Genomic DNA, 21,481 nt, shown 5'->3' on the forward strand with positions numbered 1-21,481 from the left:
TCCGCATAGGAAGCGGCACCCGCGCCACCGCCGCGCCGCGCCGTAGGAGCCCACTCAACACGCGGTCACGGCGTGACTGGTGCCCGCCCACCGCGCCGCCTCGGCGGAGCAGTAACGGCCCTACCGGCTACCGACGTTGTCGCACGACACACGGCGATGTAGTGCGCGCCGCCGCAGCGCCGGGTTGTTGAGGGGCCCCGATCTCGGTCTGGCGGCGCGGCAGGCAAGCGGCATACGAGGGCTCTGACCGGGTATCCGCCGGGTTCGGGTGCGCCGTGGCGACCGGGCTTGGGTGTGCCGTGGCGTACCGGGCTGGGGCCGGCGTGGCCGCCGGTCGAAGGGGGAGCCGATGCGCGCTGATCAGACGGTCACCCTGGCCCGTCCGGTGGTGCGCGTCGTGGGCGACGCGTGCTGGACCGCGGGGCTCAGCCAGCGCCTGCCGGCGTCATGGGCGGTGCGGCCCGGCACCGGTCCGGACGACGCCGCCCCTGGCGAGCTGGTGCTGCTGGTCCGCCCGGACCCCGCGGCGGTGGCCGGCGCGGTCGACCGGCTGCCGGCGGCCTGCCCGGTTGTGGTGCTGCTGGAGGAGGGGGCGCCGGCGGAGGCGGTCGAGCGGGTGCTGGCGGCGGGCGCGGACGCGTGCGTGCGGTCGGGTTCCACCGCCGTCCTGGCCGGGCACCTGATGGCCTGCCACCGCCGACGGTTGACCTGGCCGGGCGGCGCTTGAGCCCACCGGGTTACCCCGGCCGGCCGCCGCGCTCCCGCCAGCCGCCCTGATTCCGTCGGCCGCGTGGTCCCACGGCCGTAGCGCCCCCGCCAGTGCCCGCGTTCCCGCCCGCCGTCAGGTTCCCGGCGGGCGCGGCGGGAACGCCGCGCCCGGCCGTTGGGGAGGGTGGAGGCGGCGTTACCGCTTCTTCAGGGCGAAGACGCCCCAGCCGAGCAGGTCGCGGCACCACCGTACGTAGTCCAGGGGCTCGCGTTCCAGCACCGAGCGCATCTCGCCGGCCAGGTCGTGCCCCGGATTCGCGTCCAGCCAGGTGCGGATGGCCAGCCACTGGGCGGCCGTGTACCGGTCCCAGGTGTCGGGGTCGGCCAGCATCATCTCGACCAGGTCCCAGCCGAGCGCGCCGAACGAGGCGACCAGGTCGGGCAGGGTCGCGAAGTCGTCCCGCGATTGGGCGTGGCACGCCTCGACCGCCCGCTGGTGGGGCGGCTCGGCACGCCAGTACGGCTCGCCGACCAGGGCCAGGCCGCCGGGGCGCAGGCTGCGTTCCAGCAGGGCAAGCGTGCCCGCGACGCCGTCGCCGATCCAGGTCGCGCCGAGGCAGGACGCGATGTCCGCCGGCCGGTCGGCGACGTAGCCGGACGCGTCGGCGTGCACGAACCGGACCCGGTCGGCGACGCCCAGGTCGGCCGCCCGGGCGCGGGCCGCGGCCAGGAACGCGGTGCTGATGTCGACGCCGGTGCCCGTGACGCCGTGGTCCCGGGCCCAGGTGGCGAGCAGTTCGCCCTTGCCGCAGCATAGGTCCACGATGGATGCTCCGGCCGGCGGGGCGATCGCGGCGCCGAGCGCGGTCAGCTTGGTGGCGTCCAACGGGCTGATGATGCGCAGGTTCAGCGCGCGGATGACGAACTTCTGTGGCAGGTCCAAGGCAGGGGGTCCTTACGGGAGATGGCGGGACGACGGCGGGGTACGTCCATCACGGCCACAAAGCCACCACCTTCGAAGCTGCCTGGGTACCGCCGCACGCTAGGCCGGCGCGAACGGCTCGGCAAGGGAATTACCGGGTTTTCGCCGGGCGGCCGGGGCGTTTAGGGTGCCGCGAGTGGATCTCGCACAGACCCGCTCCGGGTACGACGCGGTGGCCGACCGGTACGCGGCCGAGATCGGGGACGAACTGGCGGGCAAGCCCCTGGACCGGGGCCTGCTCGCCGCGTTCGCGGAACTGACCGCCGGCGGCCCGGTACTGGACGTGGGGTGCGGTCCCGGGCACCTGACCGCCTGGCTGGGTGGGCGCGGGTCGGCGGTGGCCGGCATGGATCTCTCGCCGGGCATGTGCGCGGTGGGCCACCGTACGACCAGACTGCCGTACGCCGCCGCGGACATGACGGCGCTGCCGGTCCGGTCGGGCGCCCTCGTCGGGCTCCTCTGCCTCTACGCGGTCATCCACCTCGACGCCACCGCGCGGGCGGCCGCCTACCGCGAGTTCGCCCGGGTGCTGCGTCCCGGCGGGTACGCGCTGGTCGCCTTCCACACCCGCGACGCCGGTACCGGACCGGGCGGCGAGCGCGTCCTCTCCGAGTGGTGGGGGCACGAGGTGTCCCTCACGTTCCGGTTCCTCGACCCGGACGGCGAGGCGGCGGCGATGGCCGGGGCGGGTTTCCAGCGGGCGGCCCGGCTCGACCGCGCGCCCAACGTCGGCGCCGGGCCGGACGCGGAGCACGCGAGCGAGCGCGCCTACCTGCTGATGCGCCGCCGCTAGGGCTACCGGTCCTCGCCCGGCATCCGCTCGGCCTTCGGCCCGCGCCCGCGGTCCCCGCGCAGCACGCCGGTGCGTCCCCGGTCGTGCTGGAGGATCTCGTTGGCCCGCTCGTCGGCCTCCTTGTCCCGGGCCTTCCCGTCGTCCTCCAGGAGGCTGCGCAGGCGGCGGCGCTGGTTGTCGTAGCTCTTGCTCCCCGGTCGTCCCGTCATGGCCGTCGTGTCCCCTTCCACTGGCGGTCGAGGGTTCATGGTCGACTACCCCGCGCGGCGGTGACCGAACGTGGCCCGCGCCGGGGATCAGGGCGCGATGTCGATGAGCACCTTGCCGACCGCGCCGTCCTGCACGGCGGCGTGCGCCTCCCGGGTCCCGTCCAGCGGGTAGTGGTGCAGGGGCAGGCCCGCGTCCGCACCGACCCGCAGGGCGCCGTCGTAGATGGCGGCCATGATGTCCTCGACCGCGAGGTTCTTGGCCTCCGGCGGCGCGGTGTACAGCAGCACGAACTGCCAGCGGGCGTTGGCCGCCATCAGCGCCCGGACCGGCAGCGTGAACTCGTCGCCGCCGTCGTTGGCGTAGACGGCCACCGAACCGTACGGCGCCAGCACGGCGGCGTCGATCGTGGCGTTGGCGGCCGGCGAGACCTCCACGATCGTGTCCACGCCGCGCGGGGTGATCTTGTGGATCTCCGCGACCACGTCCTGCCGCTTGTAGTCGATGACGTGGTCCGCGCCGGCTGCCGCGGCCAACTGCGCCTTCTCGGGGCCGCTGACGGTCGCGATGATCCGGGCGTCGGACCACCGGGCGAGTTGGACGGCGGCGTTGCCGACCGCGCCCGCGCCGCCCTGGACCAGCACCGTGCGCCGGTCCAGCGTCCCCGGCCCGAGCCGGCGCGGCCCCTCCTCGGTGACCGTCAGGCAGCGGTGCGCGGTGATGAACGGCACCCCGAGCGCGGCGCCGAGGTCGAACGAGGCGGTGTCCGGCAGCGTCACCACGCGACGCGCGGGCACCACCGCGTGCTCCTGGGCCGTGCCGTCCGGGCGCTGGTAGGCCGCCTCCCACACCCACACCCGCAACCCGTTCAGCGCCGGCTCGACCCCGGTGCCGATCGCCTCGACGACGCCCGCGCCGTCCTGGCCGGGTACCCGGGGCGGCTCGACCGGGCTCCGGCCGCCATCGCCGTGCCGGAACTTCCAGTCCGTCGGGTTGACCCCGGCCCGGTGCATCCGGACCCGCACCTCGCCCGGCCCGGGCCGGCGCACCGGCCGCTCGATCACCTGGAGCACGTCCGGACCGCCGGTCTCGGTGTACACGACCGCCCGCGCCGTCCCCTCGGGGTGCTCACGCACCGCACTCACCGCCTCTCCGTCGACTACCCGTCGCACGCCCGCTCCGCACGGCGCAGGTCGACGCGGCGCGGTTACCCGGGCGGCGGCGTTTGAACCCTGGACGCGCATCATCCGCAATGGACGCGGCGACGGCTACGCGGCGGTGGTGGCAGGTGTTTCCTATGCGGAAGCGGAGCGGAGCGCGTCGACCAAACGCCATGCCGCTCGGGCCGGCCTGCTCGCGAGCGCTTCGCCGTGGCTTTCCCGGGTGGGGTTGCCCGCCGTACGCGCACCGTTCTGGCCCAGCCGCACGGTTCCCGGCATCCCCGGGCCGGAAGGCCGAGGGTTTACCGGCGAGCCGTTCGGCAAAGTATCGCCCGACATGGGAGGGGGCGGATCGTGAGGCGCGACGCACGCACCGGGGAGCAGCCCGTCGAGCCGGACCGGGCCGAGGAGGACATCGACCCGGCGATGACGCAGACCGACATGGACCCGGCCCGGCGCCCGCGCGACCTGCCGGAGGCCGACATCGTCACCGAGGACGACGGCGCCGGGGTGGCCGGCGGCACCCACGGCGGCAGCGGCGGCGGCTCGACGATGCCCGGGCATCCGGACGCCGCCGACTGACCTCCCGGCCGCGCGGCCGGGTACGGTGGCGGGGTGCGGTCAGAAGATCTCCCCGGCATCGATCCCGCCTGGCTACCGCCGGAGGCGTTCCGCGCGCTCGGCTCCCGCCGCGTCATCCTCCGCGCCGCCCGCCCGCCGGCCGGCGACCCCGTGCTGGAGACCGTGCGGGATGAGGTCGCGCGGGCCTGCGCCCGCTTCGGCGGCACCCTCCGCGACGACGCCCTCGACAGCGCCCCGCACGATGCCGCCGCCGGCGCCTCTGACAGCGCCCCGCACGGCGCCTCCGATGGCGCCCTGGACAGCGCCCCGCGCAGCGCACCCGACGGCGCCGCGGGCGGCCGGCGCGACGGCGCCGGTGCGGATCTCGTTCTGACGCTGGCGAACGGCGCGTCGCTGCCCGAGGAGGGGTACTCGCTGGAGCGGCGCGACGGGGTGACCACCGTGCTGGCCGGGGAGCCGACGGGGCTGCTCTACGGGCTGTTCCACGTGGTCCGGCTGGGGGAGTCGGCGTTCGCGGGCGACCGGCCCGTCGAGCGGCACGCGCCGGCGAAGCGGCGCCGGATGCTCGACCACTGGGACAACGTCGACGTGCACCCCGCGATGGGGCAGGTCGAGCGCGGGTACGCGGGCGGGTCCCTGTTCTGGCGGGACGGCGCGGCGCGGCGCGACGCCGAGCGGGTCCGGGCGTACGGGCGGCTGCTGGCCGCGTGCGGAATCAACGCGATCTCGGTCAACAACGTGAACGTGCACCGTACCGAGGCGCGCCTGCTGACGGACCGGCTCGGGGAGGTGGTCTGGCTCGCGGACGCGTTGCGCCCGTACGGGGTGCGGGTGCACCTGTCCGTGAGTTTCGCGGCCCCGGTCGTGGTCGGTGGCCTGCCCACCGCCGACCCGCTCGACGAGGCGGTGCGCGCCTGGTGGGCCGGGATCACCCGGCGTGTGTACGAGGCGATCCCGGACTTCGGCGGCTACGTGGTGAAGGCGGATTCGGAGGGCCAGCCGGGGCCGTTCGGGTACGGGCGCACTCACGCCGAGGGTGCGAACGCGCTCGCGGACGCGCTGGCGCCGTTCGGCGGCGTGGTGCACTGGCGCGCCTTCGTCTATAACCACCGGCAGGACTGGCGGGACCGCTCGACCGATCGGGCCCGCGCCGCGCACGACCACTTCACCCCGCTGGACGGCGCGTTCCGGGCGAACGCGATCCTCCAGGTGAAGCACGGGCCGATGGACTTCCAGACCCGCGAGCCGGTCTCCCCGGTCATCGCGGCGATGCCCCGGACCCGGGTGTCCGCGGAGTTCCAGGTGACCCAGGAGTACACGGGCCAGCAGCGGCACGTGTGCTACCTCGCTCCGATGTGGAGTGAGGTGCTGCGTTGGGGGTGGGCGCGGGGCACGGTCGCGGGCACCGCGGACGGCCTGGTCGCGGTGTCCAATGTGGGTGATGACGCGTTCTGGACCGGTCACCCGCTGGCGCAGGCCAACCTCTACGCGTTCGGCCGGCTGGCGTGGGATCCGGGCCTGGAGCCGTCGGCCATCCTCGACGAGTGGATCGACCTGACGTTCGGGGCGGAGACCGGCGCCCGGCGGGGGATCCACGACGTCATGGACGACTCGTGGCGCACCTACGAGCGGTACACCGCCCCGCTGGGCGTGGGTTTCATGGTGCGCCCGGCGGACCACTACGGCCCCGACGTGGACGGGTACGAGTACACGCCGTGGGGTACGTACCACTTCGCGGACCGGGACGGCGTGGGCGTCGACCGCACCCGCGCCACCGGTACCGGCTTCACCGGTCAGTACCCGGAGCCCTGGTCCGAGCGGTATGAGTCGCTGGACGAGTGCCCGGACGAGGTGCTGCTGTTCTTCCACCACGTGCCGTACGGGCACCTGCTGCGCGGCGGCTCGACGGTCATCCAGCACATCTACGACACGCACTTCGCGGGCGCCGAACGGGCCGCCGAGATGCTCCAGCGGTGGCGGGCGCTGAAGGACGACATCCCGCCCGCCTACCACGCCCGGGTCGCCGACCTGCTGGACGAGCAGGTGCGCTCCGCCGAGGAGTGGCGGGACCAGATCAACGCCTACTTCTTCCGCGCGTCCGGCGTGCCGGACGCGCGGGGGCGGCGCATCTACTGATCCTCGCGCAGCACCACCACGCCGTGCGTGTCGAGGGTGAGCGGCTGCCCGGCCTCGACGCGCGCGCCCGTGAGTAGGTCGACGCCGCCGGTTCGGGCGGGCACCTCGACCGGGGCGGGCCCGTGGTTCAGCAGGAACAGCAGCCGGCTGCCGTCCGGCGTCACGCGTGCGGTCGTCTCCAGGTCCGGCACGTCCGGGTAGGGTCCGCGCAGCCCGTGCCGGTCCAGAACCTGGTCCATCACCCACGAGACGCCCGGTTGCTCCAGCCCCGCGGCCACGTACCAGCCGTGGCCGGCGCCGAACGCGTTGCGGGTGACGGCCGGGGTACCGGCGTAGAAATCCGCCCGGTAGGTGCCGACGACCTCGGCGCCCTGGGGGATGACCAGCTCGAAGATCAGCCGGGCCGGGAAGTCCCGGGGACCCAGGCGCACCGGGTTGACGAACTCCCGGCCCCGGGCGTCCCACTCGTCGACCCGCACGCCCATCAGCGCGCCGAGCGGCCCCGGCACGTCCATCAGGAAGGCGTTGTCGTCCTCGTCCACCCGGCCGGACAGGAACGTGGTGACCACCGACCCGCCGCGCTCGGCCACCGCCTCCAGGCGTCGGGCCAGGTCGCCCTTGAGCATGTGCAGCACGGGGGCGACCACCACGTCGTACCGGGACAGGTCGGCGGTCACCGGCAGCACGTCCACGTCCACGCCGGCGGCCCACAGGGCGCGGTAGTAGGCGAGCACGGTCGGCTGGTAGCGGACCAGCCGGGACGGCCCGTCGGAGATCTCCAGGGCCCACCAGCTGTCCCAGTCGAACAGCAGCGCGACCCGGGCCGGCGTGCGGGCGCCGAGGGTGGCGGGGCCCAGCCGCTCCAGTTCGGCGCCCAACCCGGCCACCTCGCGGAACACCCGGGTGTCCGACCGGCCGGAGTGCCCGATGACGGCGCCGTGGTACTTCTCGCTGGCGCCGCGGGCGGCACGCATCTGGAAGAACAGCACCGCGTCGGCGCCGTGCGCCACCGCCTGCCAGCTCCACAGTCGCATCAGCCCGGGGCGCTTGAGCGGGTTGGTGTCCCGGCAGGCGGTGGTGCTCGGCGTCTGCTCCATCAGCCAGAACGGCTGCCCGTCCTTCAGGCCGCGCATGAGGTCGTGGGCGAGGGCCATCCGGACCCGGGAGTCGTCGTCGGGCGGGTAGTTGTCCCAGGAGGCGAAGTCCAGGTGCGGCGCCCACCGGTGGTAGTCGATCGGCCGGTACATGCCCATGAAGTTCGTCGTCACGGGCGTGTCCGGGTCGGACTCGCGGATCGCGGCCTTCTCGTCCCGGAAGTTGGCGAGCATGGCGTCGGACATGAAGCGCAGGTAGTCCAGCGTGATGCCCGGGAACGCGGTGTGGTCCGGGCCGCGCCAGTGCTCGGTCAGCGCCGAGGGCGGCTCGATGTCGGCCCAGTCGGTGAACCGGTGCGACCAGAACGTCGTGTACCAGGCCGCGTTGAGCCGGTCCAGGGTGGCGTACCGGTCGCGCAGCCACGACCGGAAGCCGGCCGCGCACTGGTCGCAGTAGCAGGCGCCGCCGTACTCGTTGCCGACGTGCCACGCGACGACCGCCGGGTTGCCGGCGAACCGGCGTGCGACGCGCCGGGCCAGCTCGGCGGAGAGCCGGCGGAAGACCGGCGAGCTGGGGCAGGCGTTGTGCCGCTGCCCGTACCGGTGCCGCCGCCCCTCGAAGTCTGTCCGGTTGACCTGCGGGTGGGCGCGGGCCAGCCACGGCGGCAGCGCGGCGGTCCCGGTGGCCAGGACCACCTGGCGGCCCGCGGCGGCGGCGCGCGCCACGATGGCGTCCAGGGTGGAGAAGTCGTAGACGTCCGGTGCGGGCTGGGTCAGCGCCCAGGTGAAGACGCCGACCGTCACGGTGTCGATCCGGGCGGCGTCGAAGAGGCGGTGGTCGGCGTCCCACACGTCCTCGGGCCACTGTTCGGGGTTGTAGTCGCCGCCGTAGCGAACCTTGCCGGCCCCGTCGCTACCGTCCGTCATGCGGTGAATTCCCGTCGTACCGTGTCGATCATCGGACGGCTGGTGCGCAGCAGCACCAGCACCAGGACCGCCCCGACCAGCGCCAGGACCGCCTCCGAGGCGAGGGCGGTCACGGCGACGGCCGCCACGAGCACCCCCGCGTTACCCAGCGTGGCGACCGGGGTGCGGCCGAGGAAGTACAGCGCCAACCGCGCCACGTCGACCGCCCGGAACGCGAACAGCGAGGTGATGACCAGCGCGTTGGCGCCCCACAGCGCCCCGGCGACCGCGACGACCACCAGCATGGGGGCCCACCAGCCGGGCACGTTCGCGGCGCCGAAGTGGGCGAGGTTGATCGCGACGACGGCCAGCAGCACCACCAGCGGCACCCAGACCCGCAGCGCGCCGGCCGCGTTCATCCGGTAGCCGCGCCAGAACAGGGTGGTGGGGTGCAGGTCGGTCAGGTCCCGCTGGCGGTGGTGCAGCGCGTACAGCGCCGCCGACAGGGCCGGCCCGACCGGCAGCGCGCAGAGCGCGGCGAGCGGGATGTTGCTGGCGTCCCGGTCCAGCAGCACCACGGGTACGAGCAACGGCACGGTGGTGAGCAAGACCAGGCACTCCACCACGAGCACGGTGTAGATCAGGGCGGCCGCGCGGGACAGCGGGCCGACCCCGAACCGTGCCGTGGGGGCGGTCACGGCCCGGCCTGCGGATGGTGACCGCCGAGCAGGCGCCGGTCGTCCCACCACGGCGGGGTTTCGTCCACCACCGGGGTCACCTCGACCAGGGTCACCTCGTGGCGGGCGAGGTCGAGGTCGAGGTCCACCCGACCGTCCACGACGGGCAGCGCGCGGTGGGTGCGGGCCGGCTCCGCGGCCGCGCGCAGCGCGTCCAGCTGGCGGGGGAGCGGCGAGGCCGGCCGGCCCATCTCGCACCAGGCCGCCCAGGCGTTGCCCGCCTCCTCGCTCACCGACGAGCGGAGCGCGAAGGCGGACGCACCCGGCCCGACGGGCAGGCTCAGCCGCAGCGGGTGGCCCGCCACCGGCGGCGCCTCACCGGTCACGTCGACCGGCGCCCAGGCCAGCACCGTGACCCGGCCGCCCGCGTCGCGCGTCACCAGGTGGTCCTCCCCGCGGGCCAGCACGTCCTCGCCCATCCGGGCCATGAAGGCGTACAGGTGGTAGGTCGGCTTCTTCACCTGCCGGTGGGTCAGCAGCCCGAACCCGCCGTGGAACAGCGCCGTGGGGATGCCGACCTCCTCGAACATGTCGCTGAACGTCCAGTACGAGAACGAGTCGACGAGGTCGCCGCCGGCGGCCAGCACCGGCGCCAGGTAGGCGGCGTGGAAGGCGGTGTCGTGGATCGGGTTGTCCGGCCGGTAGGACGAGTTGAACTCGGTGATGTGCACCGGCAGGCCCGCGAGGGCGGTTCCGGCCAACCGCCGCCGGGGCGTCGCGAACTGGTCGAGCAGGTGGGTCGCCGGCTTCAGGGTCTGGTGCACACCGAACGGCACGTGCTGGGCCGGGCCGGAGGTGTAGGCGTGCTTGCTGACGAAGTCCACCGGCACCGAGCGGTCGGTGACGAACTCGGCGAACGCGTCCAGCCACTCGTCCGCGCCGGGGGAGATGGCCGGGCCGCCCACCTGGAGTTCGGCGTCCACCTCCTTGACCGCGGCGGCGGTCACCTCGTACAGGCGGTGGTAGGCGTCCCGGTCCGCGCCCTGCCAGAACTCCTTGAGGTTCGGTTCGTTCCACACCTCGATCGGCCAGCCGCGCACCTCGGCCAGCCCGTACCGGTCCACGAGGTGCCCGATGGTGGCCCGGACCAGGTCCGCCCACTCGCGCCAGTCCGCCGGCGGCGTGACGTTGCCCCGCCACCAGAACACGGTCTGCTCGCCGGAGGCGAGGCCGGAGGGCATGAAGCCCAGTTCCACGAACGGGCGGATGCCCAGCTCCAGGTACGCGTCGACCACCTGGTCCAGGTACGTGAACGCGTGCCGCACCCCGCGCCGCCCGCCGTGCTCGTACGGCCGGTGCACACCGACCCCGTCGCTGAGCAGGCCGTGCCCGCGGATGTGCCGGAATCCGATCTCCCGCTGGACCAGGGCGAGGGATTCCTGGTAGTCGCGGCGCAGGGCGAGGTCGAACCGGCCGGTGCCGACGCATGCGCGCCAGGCACCGGCCAGTCGCCCCGAGGACCGCTCGGGAACGGTGATTCGCATGACCGTCAGCCGTGGTCCTTCTTGAACCGGTCGTACGCCTTCGTGATCAGTTCCATGTACTGGTCCATGTTCTTGGCCTTCAGCTCACTGACGTAAGCGTCCCACTGGTCCAGCGGCCGCTGGCCGAGGATGAACTTCACCGTCTGCTGGGTGACGAAGTCCTTCAGCGGCGACTCCAGCAGCGTCGCCTGCTCCCGCTCCTCCTCGGTGAACGGGTGCGGCGGCGGCACCGGCAGCGTCTTGCGCGAGTTCATCGCCTTCTGGAACTCCCGCTCCTCGTCGGAGAAGAACGACTCCAACAGTTCGGTCTTGCCGCCGTAGGCGAACACCCCGTTGTAGAAGCCGAAGTCCTTCTGCAGGTGCTTGGTGCCCTGGGGGTTGAGGTCGAGCATGTTGACGTCCGGCGTCAGGGTGCGCTTGCCGGAGCCGTCCTTGGTGTAGGTGACGCCCTCGACGCCCCAGCGGGCGAACTCCTCGCCCGCGTCGGAGTACCACAGCCAGTCGACGAACTGCATCATCGCGACGAAGTTCTTGCTGTCCCGCGCCTTCTTGGAGATCATGACGCCGTTCTCCAGCCGGGACGCGCCCGGCCCGGAGCGCACCGGACCCATCGGCCCGATCGGGATCGGGATCTTCGCGACCGTCGCCCCCTGGACCTTCGCCAGGTCCGGGCGGTAGTCGTTGACGATGCTCTGCGCGTTGGCGCTGATCACGAACGACTTGCCGGAGGCGAACTTCTGCCGGGCCTGGTCGTCGGACTGGGTGAAGCTTTCCGGGTCGAGCAGCCCCTCCTTCACCAGCGTGTTCAGGTACTCGATCATCTGCTTGTACCCGTCCGCGGCGCCGGTGAAGACCCACTTGCTGGCGTTGTAGTCCCACGTGGCGTTCTGGTAGTTCCAGCCGCCGTTGACCCCGTACGCCTGGCCGAGGATGTTCAGCAGGTTGCCACCGGGCGCGGTCGGCGGCGACTGGTTGAACCGCTCGGAGAACGGGTAGCTGTTCGGGTAGGCGGCCTTCAGCGCCTTGAGCGTGTCGCGCAGTTCCTCCCAGGTGGTCGGCACCTGGAGGTTGTGCTTCTGCAGGACGTCGGTGCGGACCGCGAGCGTGTAGTCGGTCCAGACGTCCTCGTGCAGGCCGGGCAGCAGGTAGAACTTACCGTCGGCCTGCCGCAGCGAGTCCATGTCGGACTGCAGGTTCCACTTGTTGATCTTGTCCTGGAAGTTCGGCATCAGGTCGAGGTAGTCGCTGACCGGCAGGACGGTGCCGGAGGCGACGAACGGTTCCTCGTCCGGGCGGTAGGTCTTCGGGATGATGAACGGCGCGTCGCCGGAGCCGAGGATCAGGCTCCGCTTGCTGTTGTAGTCGCTGAGCGGTACCTCGGTGGTCTGGAACTTGACCCCGGTGCGCTTCTCCAGCTCGGACCAGAACAGCCAGTCCTTCTGGATCGGGTAGTTCGGGTGGTTGTTGTAGAGGACGGTGAAGGTGAGCGGCTCGGTGGCCTTGAACTGGTCGCCGGCCTTGTAGTCGGACATCGCTCCCACCCGGTTGTCGGAGAGCTTCTGATCCGAGTCCGAGTCGTCGCCGCTGCAGCCGGCGAGGGCGAGCAGGAACCCACCCCCGGCGACGCCCAGAACCTGGCGCCGGGTGAGTTCAAACATGGGTGCCTCCCTAGCGGTGGAAACCTTGTGGTGGGTGTTGTGGTGGGTACTGCGGTGGATCGATGGACTCCCGGTCTACCCCTTCACCGCGCCGAGCATGACGCCGCGGACGAAGTACCGCTGGATGAACGGGTAGACCAGCAGGATGGGGATGACGGTGAGCACGATCGTCACCGCCTGGATGTTGGCGGAAATCTGGATGTCGGTCGTGCTCCCGCCCGCGGCGGTCGCACCGGTGGCGCCGGCGATGAGGTTGCGCAGGTAGACGGTGACCGGGAGCAGTTCCGAGCGGTCCATGTACAGGAACGCGGTGAACCACGAGTTCCAGAAGGCGACCGAGTAGAACAGCACCATCGTGGCGATCATCGCCTTGGACAGCGGCAGCACGATGCGCAGCAGGATCCCGTAGGTGTTCAGCCCGTCGACCGCCGCGGCCTCCTCCAGTTCGAGCGGCAGGGCCTCGAAGAACGCCTTCATCACCAGCAGGTTGAACACGTTGATGGCGTTGGGCAGCACGATCGCCCAGATGCTGTTCTTCAGGCCCAGGCTGGTGATGAGCACGTAGTTCGGGATCAGGCCGCCGGTGAAGAACATGGTGACCACCGCGATGCTGACCAGCGCGGTCCGGCCCCGCAGGTGCTTCTTGGACAGCACGTACGCGTAGCAGATGGTCATCGCCATCGCGATGAGCGTGGCGACCACGGTGTACACCACGGTGTTGCGGTAGTTGGTCCAGAACATCGAGTCGGAGGTCACGTAGCGGTACGTGCGCAGGTTGAACCCGCGCGGCAGCAGGTTCACCTCGCCGGCCCGGATCGACGGTTCGTCGCTGAACGAGCGGGCCAGCACGTTGAGGAACGGGTACACCGTGACCACGACGACGGCGGTGAGGATGACCGCGTTGAGCACCCGGAAGACCCGCACGCCGCGGGTGTCGCGCACCTTGGTCACCACAGGCTCGTCCCTACCGCGCGGCGGGAGATGGTGTTCGCGGTCAGCACCAGCGTCAGCCCGATCAGCGACTCGAACAGGCCGATCGCCGCGGCGTAGCTGAAGCTGTTGGAGACCACGCCCATCCGGAACAGGTAGGTGGAGATGACGTCGGCCGTCGGGTAGGTCAGCGGGTTGTACAGCAGCAGCACCTTCTCGAAGCCGACCGCCATGAACGTGCCGATGTTGAGGATCAGCAGCGTCATCATCGTCGGGCGGATCCCGGGCAGCGTGACATGCCAGGTCTGCCGCCACCGCCCGGCGCCGTCCACCCGGGCCGCCTCGTACAGGTTCTCGTCGACGGCGGTCAGCGCCGCGAGGTAGAGGATCGTGCCCCAGCCGACGGTCTGCCACACCTCGGACGAGACGTAGATCGTCCGGAACCACCCCGCCTCCTGGATGAACGGGATGGCGTCGTGGCCGACCGCGCGCAGGCCCTGGTTGACCACACCGTCCAGGGCGAGCATCTGCATGACGATCGCGGCGACCACCACGATGGACAGGAAGTGCGGCAGGTAGGACACCGACTGCACGAAGCGCTTCCAGCGCCGGGACCGGACCTCGTTGAGCAGCAGCGCGAGCACGATCGGCAGGGGGAAGCAGACCAGCAGGGTCAGCCCGCCGAGGATCAGCGTGTTGGTGAAGACGTCCCAGAACGTGTCGTCGGTCAGGAACATCTTGACGTACCGCAGGCCCACCCAGTACTCGCCGAACAGGTTGCCGCCGGGCTGGAACCGGCGGAACGCGATGACGTTGCCGATCATCGGCAGGTACCGGAAGACGAGGAAGAACAGCAGCGGCAGGACGGCCAGCGAGTAGAGCTGCCAATCTCGGCGCAGCGCCTTGCGCCAGGGGCGCCGGTGGCCCCGGGTGCGCGGCGGGGACGTCGCCCCGTCGCTGCCCCTGGTGCCGGTGGGCGGGTCCAGGGTTTTGGTCGTGCTCATCCGCCGGCCTCCCGCGCAACCGTGCCGGTGTTTCCCGAAAGTTTCCGCAAGTTCGCTGTTACATCTGGCGGCAACTTAGGCGTCCGGCTCGACATGTGTCAAGACCTGCGAATGCGTCGACGATCCACGGTGCCTGGATCCCGTGTGTTCGCCCTTGTCGGCGCGTCCCGCGGTGCTATGGTGACGCCGAAACTTCCGGACCAGCCCTGGGAACTTTCGATGACGAGGTCTCCTGCCGCGGCCCGACCCACCCCCGCGACGATCGCCAGCATCGCCGGCGAGGTCGGCGTCTCGGTGACCACCGTGTCCAAGGTCCTCAATGGACACTCGGACGTGGCGGCGGACACGCGGGCGCGGGTCGAGGAGAGCCTCGAACGCAACGGCTACCGCCGGCGGGCCCGGCGCCGCCCGCCCGCCGCCCAGCAGATCGACCTGGTGTTCCACGAGTGGAACGCCGGCTGGGCCATGGAGATCATCCGTGGCGTGCAGGTCGTCGCCGCCGCGGCGAACGTGGGCGTGACACTGTCCCAACTCGGCGGCGCGCACCACCCGCCCTCGCTCTGGCTGGACGGGGTGCTCGCCCGCCGGCCGCTGGGGGTGCTGCTGGTGCTGTGCCACCTGACCGAGGCGCAGCGCCGGCAGTTGGAGCGCCGGGGCATCGCGTTCGTCGTGGTGGACACCGACAGCGCGCCCGACGCGTCGGTGCCCACGGTCGGCTCGAACAACTGGAACGGTGGCCTGCTCGCCGCCCGCCACCTGCTGGAACTGGGCCACCGGCGGATCGGGGTGATCTCCGGCCCGCGGGACGTGCTGTGCAGCCGGGCCCGGATCGCCGGCTTCCGCTCCGCCCACGACGAGGCCGGCGTCCCGGTCGAACGGGAACTGGTGCGCTACGGCACGTTCTACGTGGACGCCGGCTACGCGTACGGCACCGAGCTGCTGACCCGGCCGGACCGACCCACGGCCATCTTCGCCGGCTCCGACATGCAGGCCATGGGGGTGCTGCGCGCGGCGCGCCGGCTCGGCCTGCGGGTGCCCGAGGACCTGTCCGTGATCGGGTACGACAACCTGCCGATGGCGGCCTGGCTCGGCCCGGCGCTCACCACGGTCAACCAGCCGCTGGGAGACATGGCCGGCACGGCCGCCCGGATGCTGCTCGACCTGGCCCGGGGTGCCGCCCTGCCGACCAGCCGGGTCGACCTGGTGACCGAGTTGGTGGTGCGGGAGAGCACCGGCCCGCCGGGCTGACCGCCCGGTTCACTCCCGGTCGTCGTCGCCGCCGGTGCGCCAGCGCTCGTCCTCCGGCTGCTGATCCCGGTCCCGGCTGAGCCGCGGGTCCGGCTCGGCCGGCGGGTACTGCGGGCGCCGCGCCTCGTCGGGCTCCGGCACCCGCACCGGGCGCGCCCCGGATTCCGGCTCGGGCGTGTGCGCCGCCGCCTCCGGGGCGCCCACCGCCCCGGCCTCGCTGGGCTGGTCCGACGCCGTGCCCATGTGCGGCGCCCCCTCCTCCTGCGCCGGGCGGGTGGAGCGCTGCGGCAGGTCCCGGTCGAGGTCGCTCACCTCGACGCCGTACTTGGCGTCGAAGGCGGGCCGCTCGGACCGGATCCGCGGGATGCGGTCGAAGTTGCGCAGCGGCGGCGGCGACGAGGTGGCCCACTCCAGCGAGTTGCCGAAGCCCCACGGGTCGTTGACCGTCACCACCTTGCCGAGCCGCCACGACTTCCACACGTTGTAGATGAAGAACAGCGTGGAGGCGCCGAGGATGAACGAGCCGATGGTGGACACCGCGTGCATCGTGGTGAAGCCGTCGGTGGGCAGGTAGTCGGCGTACCGGCGGGGCATGCCGCGGTTGCCCAGCCAGTGCTGCACCAGGAACGTCATGTGGAAGCCGACGAACATGGTCCAGAAGTGCGCCCGGCCCAGTTTCTCGTCGAGCATCCGTCCGGTCATCTTCGGGAACCAGAAATAGACGCCAGCGAACGCGGCGAACACGATCGTGCCGAATAGCACGTAGTGGAAGTGGGCCACGACGAAGTACGAGTCGGTGACGTGGAAGTCGATCGGCGGGCTGGCCAGCAGGACCCCGGACAGGCCGCCGAGCAGGAACGTCACCAGGAACCCGAGGGCGAACAGCATCGGCGTCTCGAAGGTGATCTGACCCTTCCACATGGTGCCGGTCCAGTTGAAGAACTTCACCCCGGTCGGCACCGCGATGCTGAACGTCACCACCGAGAAGAACGGCAGCAGCACCTGCCCGGTGGCGAACATGTGGTGCGCCCACACCGTCATCGAGTACCCGCCGATGAGCAGCGTGGCGAACACGAAACCCTTGTACCCGAACACCGGCTTGCGGCTGAACACCGGGATCACCTCGGTGATGATCCCGAAGAACGGTAACGCCACGATGTAGACCTCGGGATGGCCGAAGAACCAGAACAGGTGCTGGAACAGGATCGGCCCGCCGTTCGCCGCGTCGTACACGTGGCTGTTCAGCCGCCGGTCGGCGAGCAGGGCCAGCAGCGCGGCCGTGAGGATCGGGAACACCATCAGCACCAGCAGCGCGGTGACCAGGATGTTCCAGGTGAACAACGGCATCCGGAACAGGGTCATCCCGGGCGCCCGCAGGGTCACGATGGTGGTGACGATGTTGACCGACCCGAGGATCGTGCCCAACCCGGTGAGGGCCAGCCCGACGATCCACAGGTCGGCGCCGACGCCGGGGGAGTGCTCCACCCGGGCCAGCGGCGGGTACGCCGTCCAGCCGAAGTCGGCCGCGCCCTGCGGGGTCAGGAAGCCGCCGACCACGATCAGCCCGCCGAGCAGGTAGATCCAGTACGCGAACGAGTTCAGCCGGGGGAACGACACGTCCGGGGCGCCGATCTGCAACGGCACCAGGTAGTTGGCGAAGCCGAACACCAGCGGCGTGGCGAACAGGAACATCATCACCGTGCCGTGCATGGTGAACAGCTGGTTGTACTGCTCCAGCGAGAGGAACTGGAGCCCCGGGTGGGCCAGTTCGGCGCGCATCAGCAGCGCCATGATCCCACCGAGCAGGAAGAAGCCGAACGACGTCGTCAGGTACAGCAGCCCGATCTGCTTGGCGTCGGTGCTGCGCAGCAGCGCGGCCACCCGGTTGCCGGGCACGATGGGGCGCACCGGCCAGGGGCGGGTGATGGTGACCGGTCCGGCGGGACGCTCGTGCTCGGTGGTGGTGATGCGGCGCTGCATCGGCGGTGACCTTCTCTGCGGGACACGGGCTCCAGGGGTTGAAGTCCAGCCCCCCGGTTCCAGCCCGGCGCCGAGTTAAACGCCGCATCTTCCGCCCACCCGGGGGTACCGGCGTCGGAGCGCGAACGCGCTGGTGCGAGCAGAACGGGTCGAGCCAACGGGTCGGGTCGCCGGGTCGAGCACGGAGGGGTACAGACATGAATTCCGTTCGAGAGATCGGGGCCCTGGAGCGCAGCGCCGGGCCGGGTCGCGGCGCCGACCGGCTGGCCCGCCGCCTGGGCCTGGCGAGCCTGGGGCTCGGGGTGGCGCAGCTGGTCGCCCCCTACCGGGTGGCTCAACTCGCCGGCGTCGACCGGTCCGTCCGGGCGATCATGATCATTCCGGCGCTGGGGCTGCGGGAGATCGGGCACGCCGCTGCCCTGCTCGGCGTGCGCCGGCCGGGGCGGTGGGCCTGGACCCGGGTGGCCGGCGACGCGATGGACCTGGCCCTGCTCGGCCGGGCGGTGGCACACACCTGTGGCCTGCGGCGCGTGCGGGCCGCGGCCGTGACCGCCGCGGTCGCCGGGATCACCGTGGCCGACCTGTACACGGCCATCCGGGCCTACCGGGAGGGCGAGCGGACGGTGCGGGACGGGGCCGTGCACGCGGTCGGCGCCATCACGATCAACAAGTCGCCCGCCGAGGTGTACCGGTTCTGGCGCGACCTGGAGAACTGGCCCCGGTTCATGTACCACCTCGAATCCGTGCGGGTCACCGGCGACCGCCGCTCGCACTGGTCGGCCAAGGCGCCCGGCTTCGGCCGGATGCGGCGGACCGTCGAGTGGGACGCCGAGATCGTCGAGGACACCCCGGAGCGGATCATCACCTGGCGGTCACTGCCCGACGCGGACGTCACGAACTGGGGCCAGGTCCGGTTCCTGCCCGGCCCGAGCGGGCGCGGGACGGAGGTCCGGGTGGAACTGGACTACACCGCGCCCGGGCGGGCCGCCGGCGTGGCCATCGCCCGGCTGTTCGGCGAGGAGCCGCGCCAGCAGTTGCGCGACGACCTGCGCCGGTTCAAGCAGGTGATGGAGACCGGCGACGTGGTGCGCTCCGAGGGCAGCCCGGACGGGCTGAGCATGCGCCAGCAGATGAAGCAGCGGCCGGCCCGCCCGGTGCGCGCCGACGAACTGGTGTCCGTGTGAGCGCGGCGCGGGCCGGAGAGGAGCAGGCATGAGGGCGAACACCTGGCAGGGCCGCCAGCACGTGACCGTGCAGGACGTCCCCGACCCGCGGATACTCAACGCGCAGGACGCGATCGTGCGGATCACGTCCACCGCGATCTGCGGCTCGGACCTGCACCTCTACCACGGCTACATCCCGACCATGAAGAAGGGCGACGTGCTCGGCCACGAGTTCATGGGCGAGGTGGTCGAGGTCGGCCCGGCGGTGCGGAACCTGCGCGTCGGCGACCGGGTGGTGGTGCCGTTCCCGATCGCCTGCGGCGCCTGCATGGCCTGCGAGCGCGGCCTGTACTCGGTGTGCGAGAACTCCAACCCCAACGCCGGCATCGCCGAGAAGATCATGGGGTACTCGCCGGCCGGCATCTTCGGGTACTCGCACCTGCTCGGCGGGTACGCGGGCGGCCAGGCCGAGTACGCCCGGGTGCCGTTCGCCGACGTCGGCCCGCTGAAGATCGAGGTGGACCTGCCGGACGAGCAGCTGCTGTTCCTGTCCGACATCCTGCCGACCGGCTACATGGGCGCCGAACTGTGCGACATCAAGCCCGGCGACACCATCGCCGTCTGGGGCGCCGGCCCGGTCGGGCTGTTCGCCATCGCCAGCGCGTACCTGCTCGGCGCCAAGAAGGTGATCGCGATCGACCGGTTCGACTACCGGCTGCGCAAGGCCAAGGACCAGGCCGGCGCCGAGATCATCAACTACGAGCTGACCCCGGTGGCCGAGGCGCTCAGGGAGATGACGGCCGGCCGGGGCCCGGACGCCTGCATCGACGCGGTCGGGATGGAGGCGCACCACGCGTCCGGCCTGATCTACGGGTACGACCGGGCCAAGCAGGCCACCCGGACCGAGAGCGACCGGCCGGACGCGCTGCGCGAAGCGATCATGAACGTCCGCAACGGCGGCATCGTCGCCGCGATCGGCGCCTACGGCGGCTTCATCGACAAGTTCCCGATGGGCGCGTTCATGAACCGGTCACTGACGATGAAGAGCGCCCAGTGCCACGTGCAGAAGTACATGCGCCCGCTGCTGGAGCGCATCCGCAAGGGCGAGATCGACCCCAGCTTCGTCATCACGCACCGCATGCGGCTGGACGACGCGCCGCGCGCGTTCCAACTGTTCCGCGAGAAGCAGGACGAGTGCGTCAAGGTGGTGCTCAAGCCCTGACCCGCGGGCGCCCACGGGTCCGGCCGGCGCGTCGGTAGGGTGACGGCGTGGGCGACCGGCGCGGCCAGGCACCGGGCAGCCCTCGGCGCGGTCTGCTCCTGCTGGCCGGCGGGGCCGCCGCCGCGTTCGCCCTGCTGACCGCCTGCGTGGTCGCCGGCCTCGCCCCGCTGTACCGGGCCGACCTGGCGCTGAGCGCGGCCGCGCACCGGGCGGCGCTCGCCCGGCCGGCCTGGCGCTCCGCGATGATCGTGGTGACCGACAGCGCGTCGCGCCCGTACGCTCTCGTGGCCGGCGCGCTGCTCACGCTGGCCCTCGCCGCGCTCCGCCAGTACCGGCGGGCCGCCTTCGTCGTCGTCGCCGCGCTCGCCGCGGCCGGCAGCCGCCTGCTCGTCCTGGCCGCCGTCGCCCGCCCCCGCCCGGTGGACCGGCTCGCCGCCGCGCAGGGCTGGTCGTACCCGTCCGGGCACACCACGACCGCGGCGAGCGCGGCCCTGATCGTCGGGCTGCTCCTGTGGCGGCTGCCGCGTTCCGGCCGGGCGCGTCGCCTGCTCGTGGCGGTCGCCGCCGCCTGGGCGCTCCTGGTCGGGGTCAGCCGGGTCGCGCTCGTCGTGCACTGGCCCACCGACGTGCTGGGCGGCTGGCTGCTCTCGCTGGCCGTGGTCCCGGCCGTCGCGGCGCTCCTGCTGCCCACCCCCGCCCGGTCAGCGGCGGTGGGTGATGCGCCCGGCGGCGACGAGTTCGACCACGACCGCCACCGCGACCGCCTCGGCGGCCAGCAGGGCCACGAGGACCAGTAGCTGGGTCGCGCCCGCCTGGACGGCGGAGCCGCCGCCGAGCAGGACGCCGACGAACGCGCCGGGCAGCGTGACCAGGCCGACGGTCCGGGTCTGGTCCAGGGCCGGCACTAGGGCCTGGGCGACGGTCGGGCGGCAGACCTCGAGCACCGCCTCGCGGTCGGTGAACCCGAGCGCCAGCGCCGCCTCGTACTCGCCGTGCCGGGTGCGCAACTCGTCCAGGGCGCGCCGGCCGGCGAGCGAGGTGGCCGTCATAGCGCCGCCGATGATGATGCCGGCGATCGGCAGCACCGCCACGGTGGACCGGGGAACCGGCCCGGTGACCAGGACGATCGCGGTGGTGGGCACGGAGCCGGCCCCGATCGCCGCCGCGACCCACCAGGCGCCCCGCGCGGCGCGCACCCGCCGGGCCGACGTGCCCGCCGCGACCAGCAGCATCGCGGCGATGAACAGCGCGGTGGCCCACCACCAGCGCAGCACGGACGCGATCAGCAGCGAGACGAGCGCCAACTGCGCGACGGCCCGCCCGGCGGCGGTGGCCACGCCCCGGCCCACGCCGAGGCGGGCGACCAGGCTCACCACGACCGCGACGGCGATCAGGAGCCCGAGCGCCACCCCCAGCGGCGCCCCGACGGTGACCGCACCGGTTCCCACGTGGTCATCTCAGCACGGTACGGGTCCGGGCGCCCGACC

Annotated in this window: 19 protein-coding genes; 8 read left to right on the top strand and 11 right to left on the bottom strand. The window is 72.4% G+C overall.

Going from position 1 to position 21,481, the window contains the following annotated elements:
• The first annotated feature begins 349 nt into the window (after positions 1 to 349).
• Positions 350 to 727: a hypothetical protein gene (locus KJS59_RS19760; RefSeq protein ID WP_213454413.1), complete on the top strand. Its 378-nt coding sequence runs from the start codon at positions 350 to 352 to the stop codon at positions 725 to 727.
• A 177-nt stretch (positions 728 to 904) separates the two neighbouring features.
• Here KJS59_RS19760 and KJS59_RS19765 read toward each other — a convergent pair whose 3' ends face one another.
• Positions 905 to 1,651, bottom strand: coding sequence for an SAM-dependent methyltransferase (locus KJS59_RS19765; RefSeq protein ID WP_213454414.1), 747 nt, complete (start codon positions 1,649 to 1,651; stop codon positions 905 to 907).
• 175 nt (positions 1,652 to 1,826) lie between these two features.
• Between KJS59_RS19765 and KJS59_RS19770 the strand changes: the two genes are divergently transcribed.
• Positions 1,827 to 2,483, top strand: a complete 657-nt coding sequence (locus KJS59_RS19770) for a class I SAM-dependent methyltransferase (RefSeq protein WP_213454415.1) — start codon at positions 1,827 to 1,829, stop codon at positions 2,481 to 2,483.
• 2 nt (positions 2,484 to 2,485) lie between these two features.
• Here the strand turns inward: KJS59_RS19770 and KJS59_RS19775 are convergent, their stop codons facing one another.
• Together KJS59_RS19775 and KJS59_RS19780 are read right to left on the bottom strand one after the other, a co-directional pair.
• A complete protein-coding gene (locus tag KJS59_RS19775; protein WP_213454416.1) occupies positions 2,486 to 2,692 on the bottom strand; it encodes a phosphatidylethanolamine-binding protein in 207 nt (68 codons plus the stop codon).
• Positions 2,693 to 2,779: 87 nt separating this feature from the next.
• Positions 2,780 to 3,835, bottom strand: a complete 1,056-nt coding sequence (locus tag KJS59_RS19780; protein WP_249714481.1) for an NADPH:quinone reductase — start codon at positions 3,833 to 3,835, stop codon at positions 2,780 to 2,782.
• Positions 3,836 to 4,204: 369 nt separating this feature from the next.
• Between KJS59_RS19780 and KJS59_RS19785 the strand changes: the two genes are divergently transcribed.
• The gene (locus tag KJS59_RS19785; RefSeq protein ID WP_213454418.1) at positions 4,205 to 4,432 is read left to right on the top strand and encodes a preprotein translocase YidC; all 228 of its coding nucleotides are present in this window, start codon (positions 4,205 to 4,207) and stop codon (positions 4,430 to 4,432) included.
• Positions 4,433 to 4,465: 33 nt separating this feature from the next.
• Positions 4,466 to 6,568: an alpha-glucuronidase gene (locus KJS59_RS19790; RefSeq protein WP_213454419.1), complete on the top strand. Its 2,103-nt coding sequence runs from the start codon at positions 4,466 to 4,468 to the stop codon at positions 6,566 to 6,568.
• Here KJS59_RS19790 and KJS59_RS19795 read toward each other — a convergent pair.
• The 6 genes from KJS59_RS19795 to KJS59_RS19820 form a co-directional block, all read right to left on the bottom strand.
• Positions 6,562 to 8,589, bottom strand: coding sequence for a beta-galactosidase (locus KJS59_RS19795; protein WP_213454420.1), 2,028 nt, complete (start codon positions 8,587 to 8,589; stop codon positions 6,562 to 6,564). The two genes, KJS59_RS19790 and KJS59_RS19795, sit on opposite strands and share 7 nt — an antisense overlap.
• Positions 8,586 to 9,266: a DUF624 domain-containing protein gene (locus KJS59_RS19800; RefSeq protein ID WP_213454421.1), complete on the bottom strand. Its 681-nt coding sequence runs from the start codon at positions 9,264 to 9,266 to the stop codon at positions 8,586 to 8,588. Before KJS59_RS19800 ends, KJS59_RS19795 begins: the two co-directional genes overlap by 4 nt.
• Positions 9,263 to 10,789: a GH39 family glycosyl hydrolase gene (locus tag KJS59_RS19805; protein ID WP_213454422.1), complete on the bottom strand. Its 1,527-nt coding sequence runs from the start codon at positions 10,787 to 10,789 to the stop codon at positions 9,263 to 9,265. The genes KJS59_RS19800 and KJS59_RS19805 overlap by 4 nt, the downstream gene beginning before the upstream one ends.
• A gap of 5 nt (positions 10,790 to 10,794) precedes the next feature.
• On the bottom strand, positions 10,795 to 12,447 hold the full coding sequence (locus tag KJS59_RS19810; protein WP_213454423.1) for an ABC transporter substrate-binding protein: 1,653 nt from the start codon (positions 12,445 to 12,447) through the stop codon (positions 10,795 to 10,797).
• A 75-nt stretch (positions 12,448 to 12,522) separates the two neighbouring features.
• A complete protein-coding gene (locus tag KJS59_RS19815) occupies positions 12,523 to 13,398 on the bottom strand; it encodes a carbohydrate ABC transporter permease (protein WP_249714491.1) in 876 nt (291 codons plus the stop codon).
• A complete protein-coding gene (locus KJS59_RS19820; protein ID WP_213454425.1) occupies positions 13,395 to 14,381 on the bottom strand; it encodes an ABC transporter permease in 987 nt (328 codons plus the stop codon). The genes KJS59_RS19815 and KJS59_RS19820 overlap by 4 nt, the downstream gene beginning before the upstream one ends.
• Positions 14,382 to 14,600: 219 nt before the next feature.
• On the opposite strand from KJS59_RS19820, the gene KJS59_RS19825 reads away from it, so the two are divergent.
• Positions 14,601 to 15,629, top strand: a complete 1,029-nt coding sequence (locus KJS59_RS19825; RefSeq protein WP_213454426.1) for a LacI family DNA-binding transcriptional regulator — start codon at positions 14,601 to 14,603, stop codon at positions 15,627 to 15,629.
• Between the two features lie 9 nt (positions 15,630 to 15,638).
• On the opposite strand, the gene ctaD is transcribed toward KJS59_RS19825, so the two are convergent.
• Positions 15,639 to 17,609 carry an aa3-type cytochrome oxidase subunit I gene (gene ctaD / locus KJS59_RS19830; protein WP_213454427.1) on the bottom strand — a complete coding sequence of 657 codons (1,971 nt, stop codon included), beginning with the start codon at positions 17,607 to 17,609 and terminating at the stop codon, positions 15,639 to 15,641.
• Positions 17,610 to 17,806: 197 nt separating this feature from the next.
• On the opposite strand from ctaD, the gene KJS59_RS19835 reads away from it, so the two are divergent.
• The 3 genes from KJS59_RS19835 to KJS59_RS19845 are packed head-to-tail and all read left to right on the top strand — an operon-like array spanning position 17,807 to position 20,791.
• Positions 17,807 to 18,793 (top strand): SRPBCC family protein, encoded by a 987-nt coding sequence (locus tag KJS59_RS19835; RefSeq protein ID WP_213454428.1) that lies wholly within the window; start codon positions 17,807 to 17,809, stop codon positions 18,791 to 18,793.
• Between the two features lie 28 nt (positions 18,794 to 18,821).
• Entirely contained in the window at positions 18,822 to 19,994 is a 1,173-nt protein-coding gene (locus tag KJS59_RS19840) for a zinc-dependent alcohol dehydrogenase (protein WP_213454429.1), read from the top strand.
• 47 nt (positions 19,995 to 20,041) lie between these two features.
• Positions 20,042 to 20,791, top strand: a complete 750-nt coding sequence (locus KJS59_RS19845) for a phosphatase PAP2 family protein (RefSeq protein ID WP_213454430.1) — start codon at positions 20,042 to 20,044, stop codon at positions 20,789 to 20,791.
• Here the strand turns inward: KJS59_RS19845 and KJS59_RS19850 are convergent.
• On the bottom strand, positions 20,696 to 21,442 hold the full coding sequence (locus KJS59_RS19850; RefSeq protein ID WP_249714493.1) for an ABC transporter permease: 747 nt from the start codon (positions 21,440 to 21,442) through the stop codon (positions 20,696 to 20,698). The genes KJS59_RS19845 and KJS59_RS19850 overlap by 96 nt on opposite strands.
• Positions 21,443 to 21,481 lie beyond the last annotated feature (39 nt).

This window comes from Rhizomonospora bruguierae (genome assembly GCF_018397995.1).
GTDB lineage: Bacteria > Actinomycetota > Actinomycetes > Mycobacteriales > Micromonosporaceae > Rhizomonospora > Rhizomonospora bruguierae.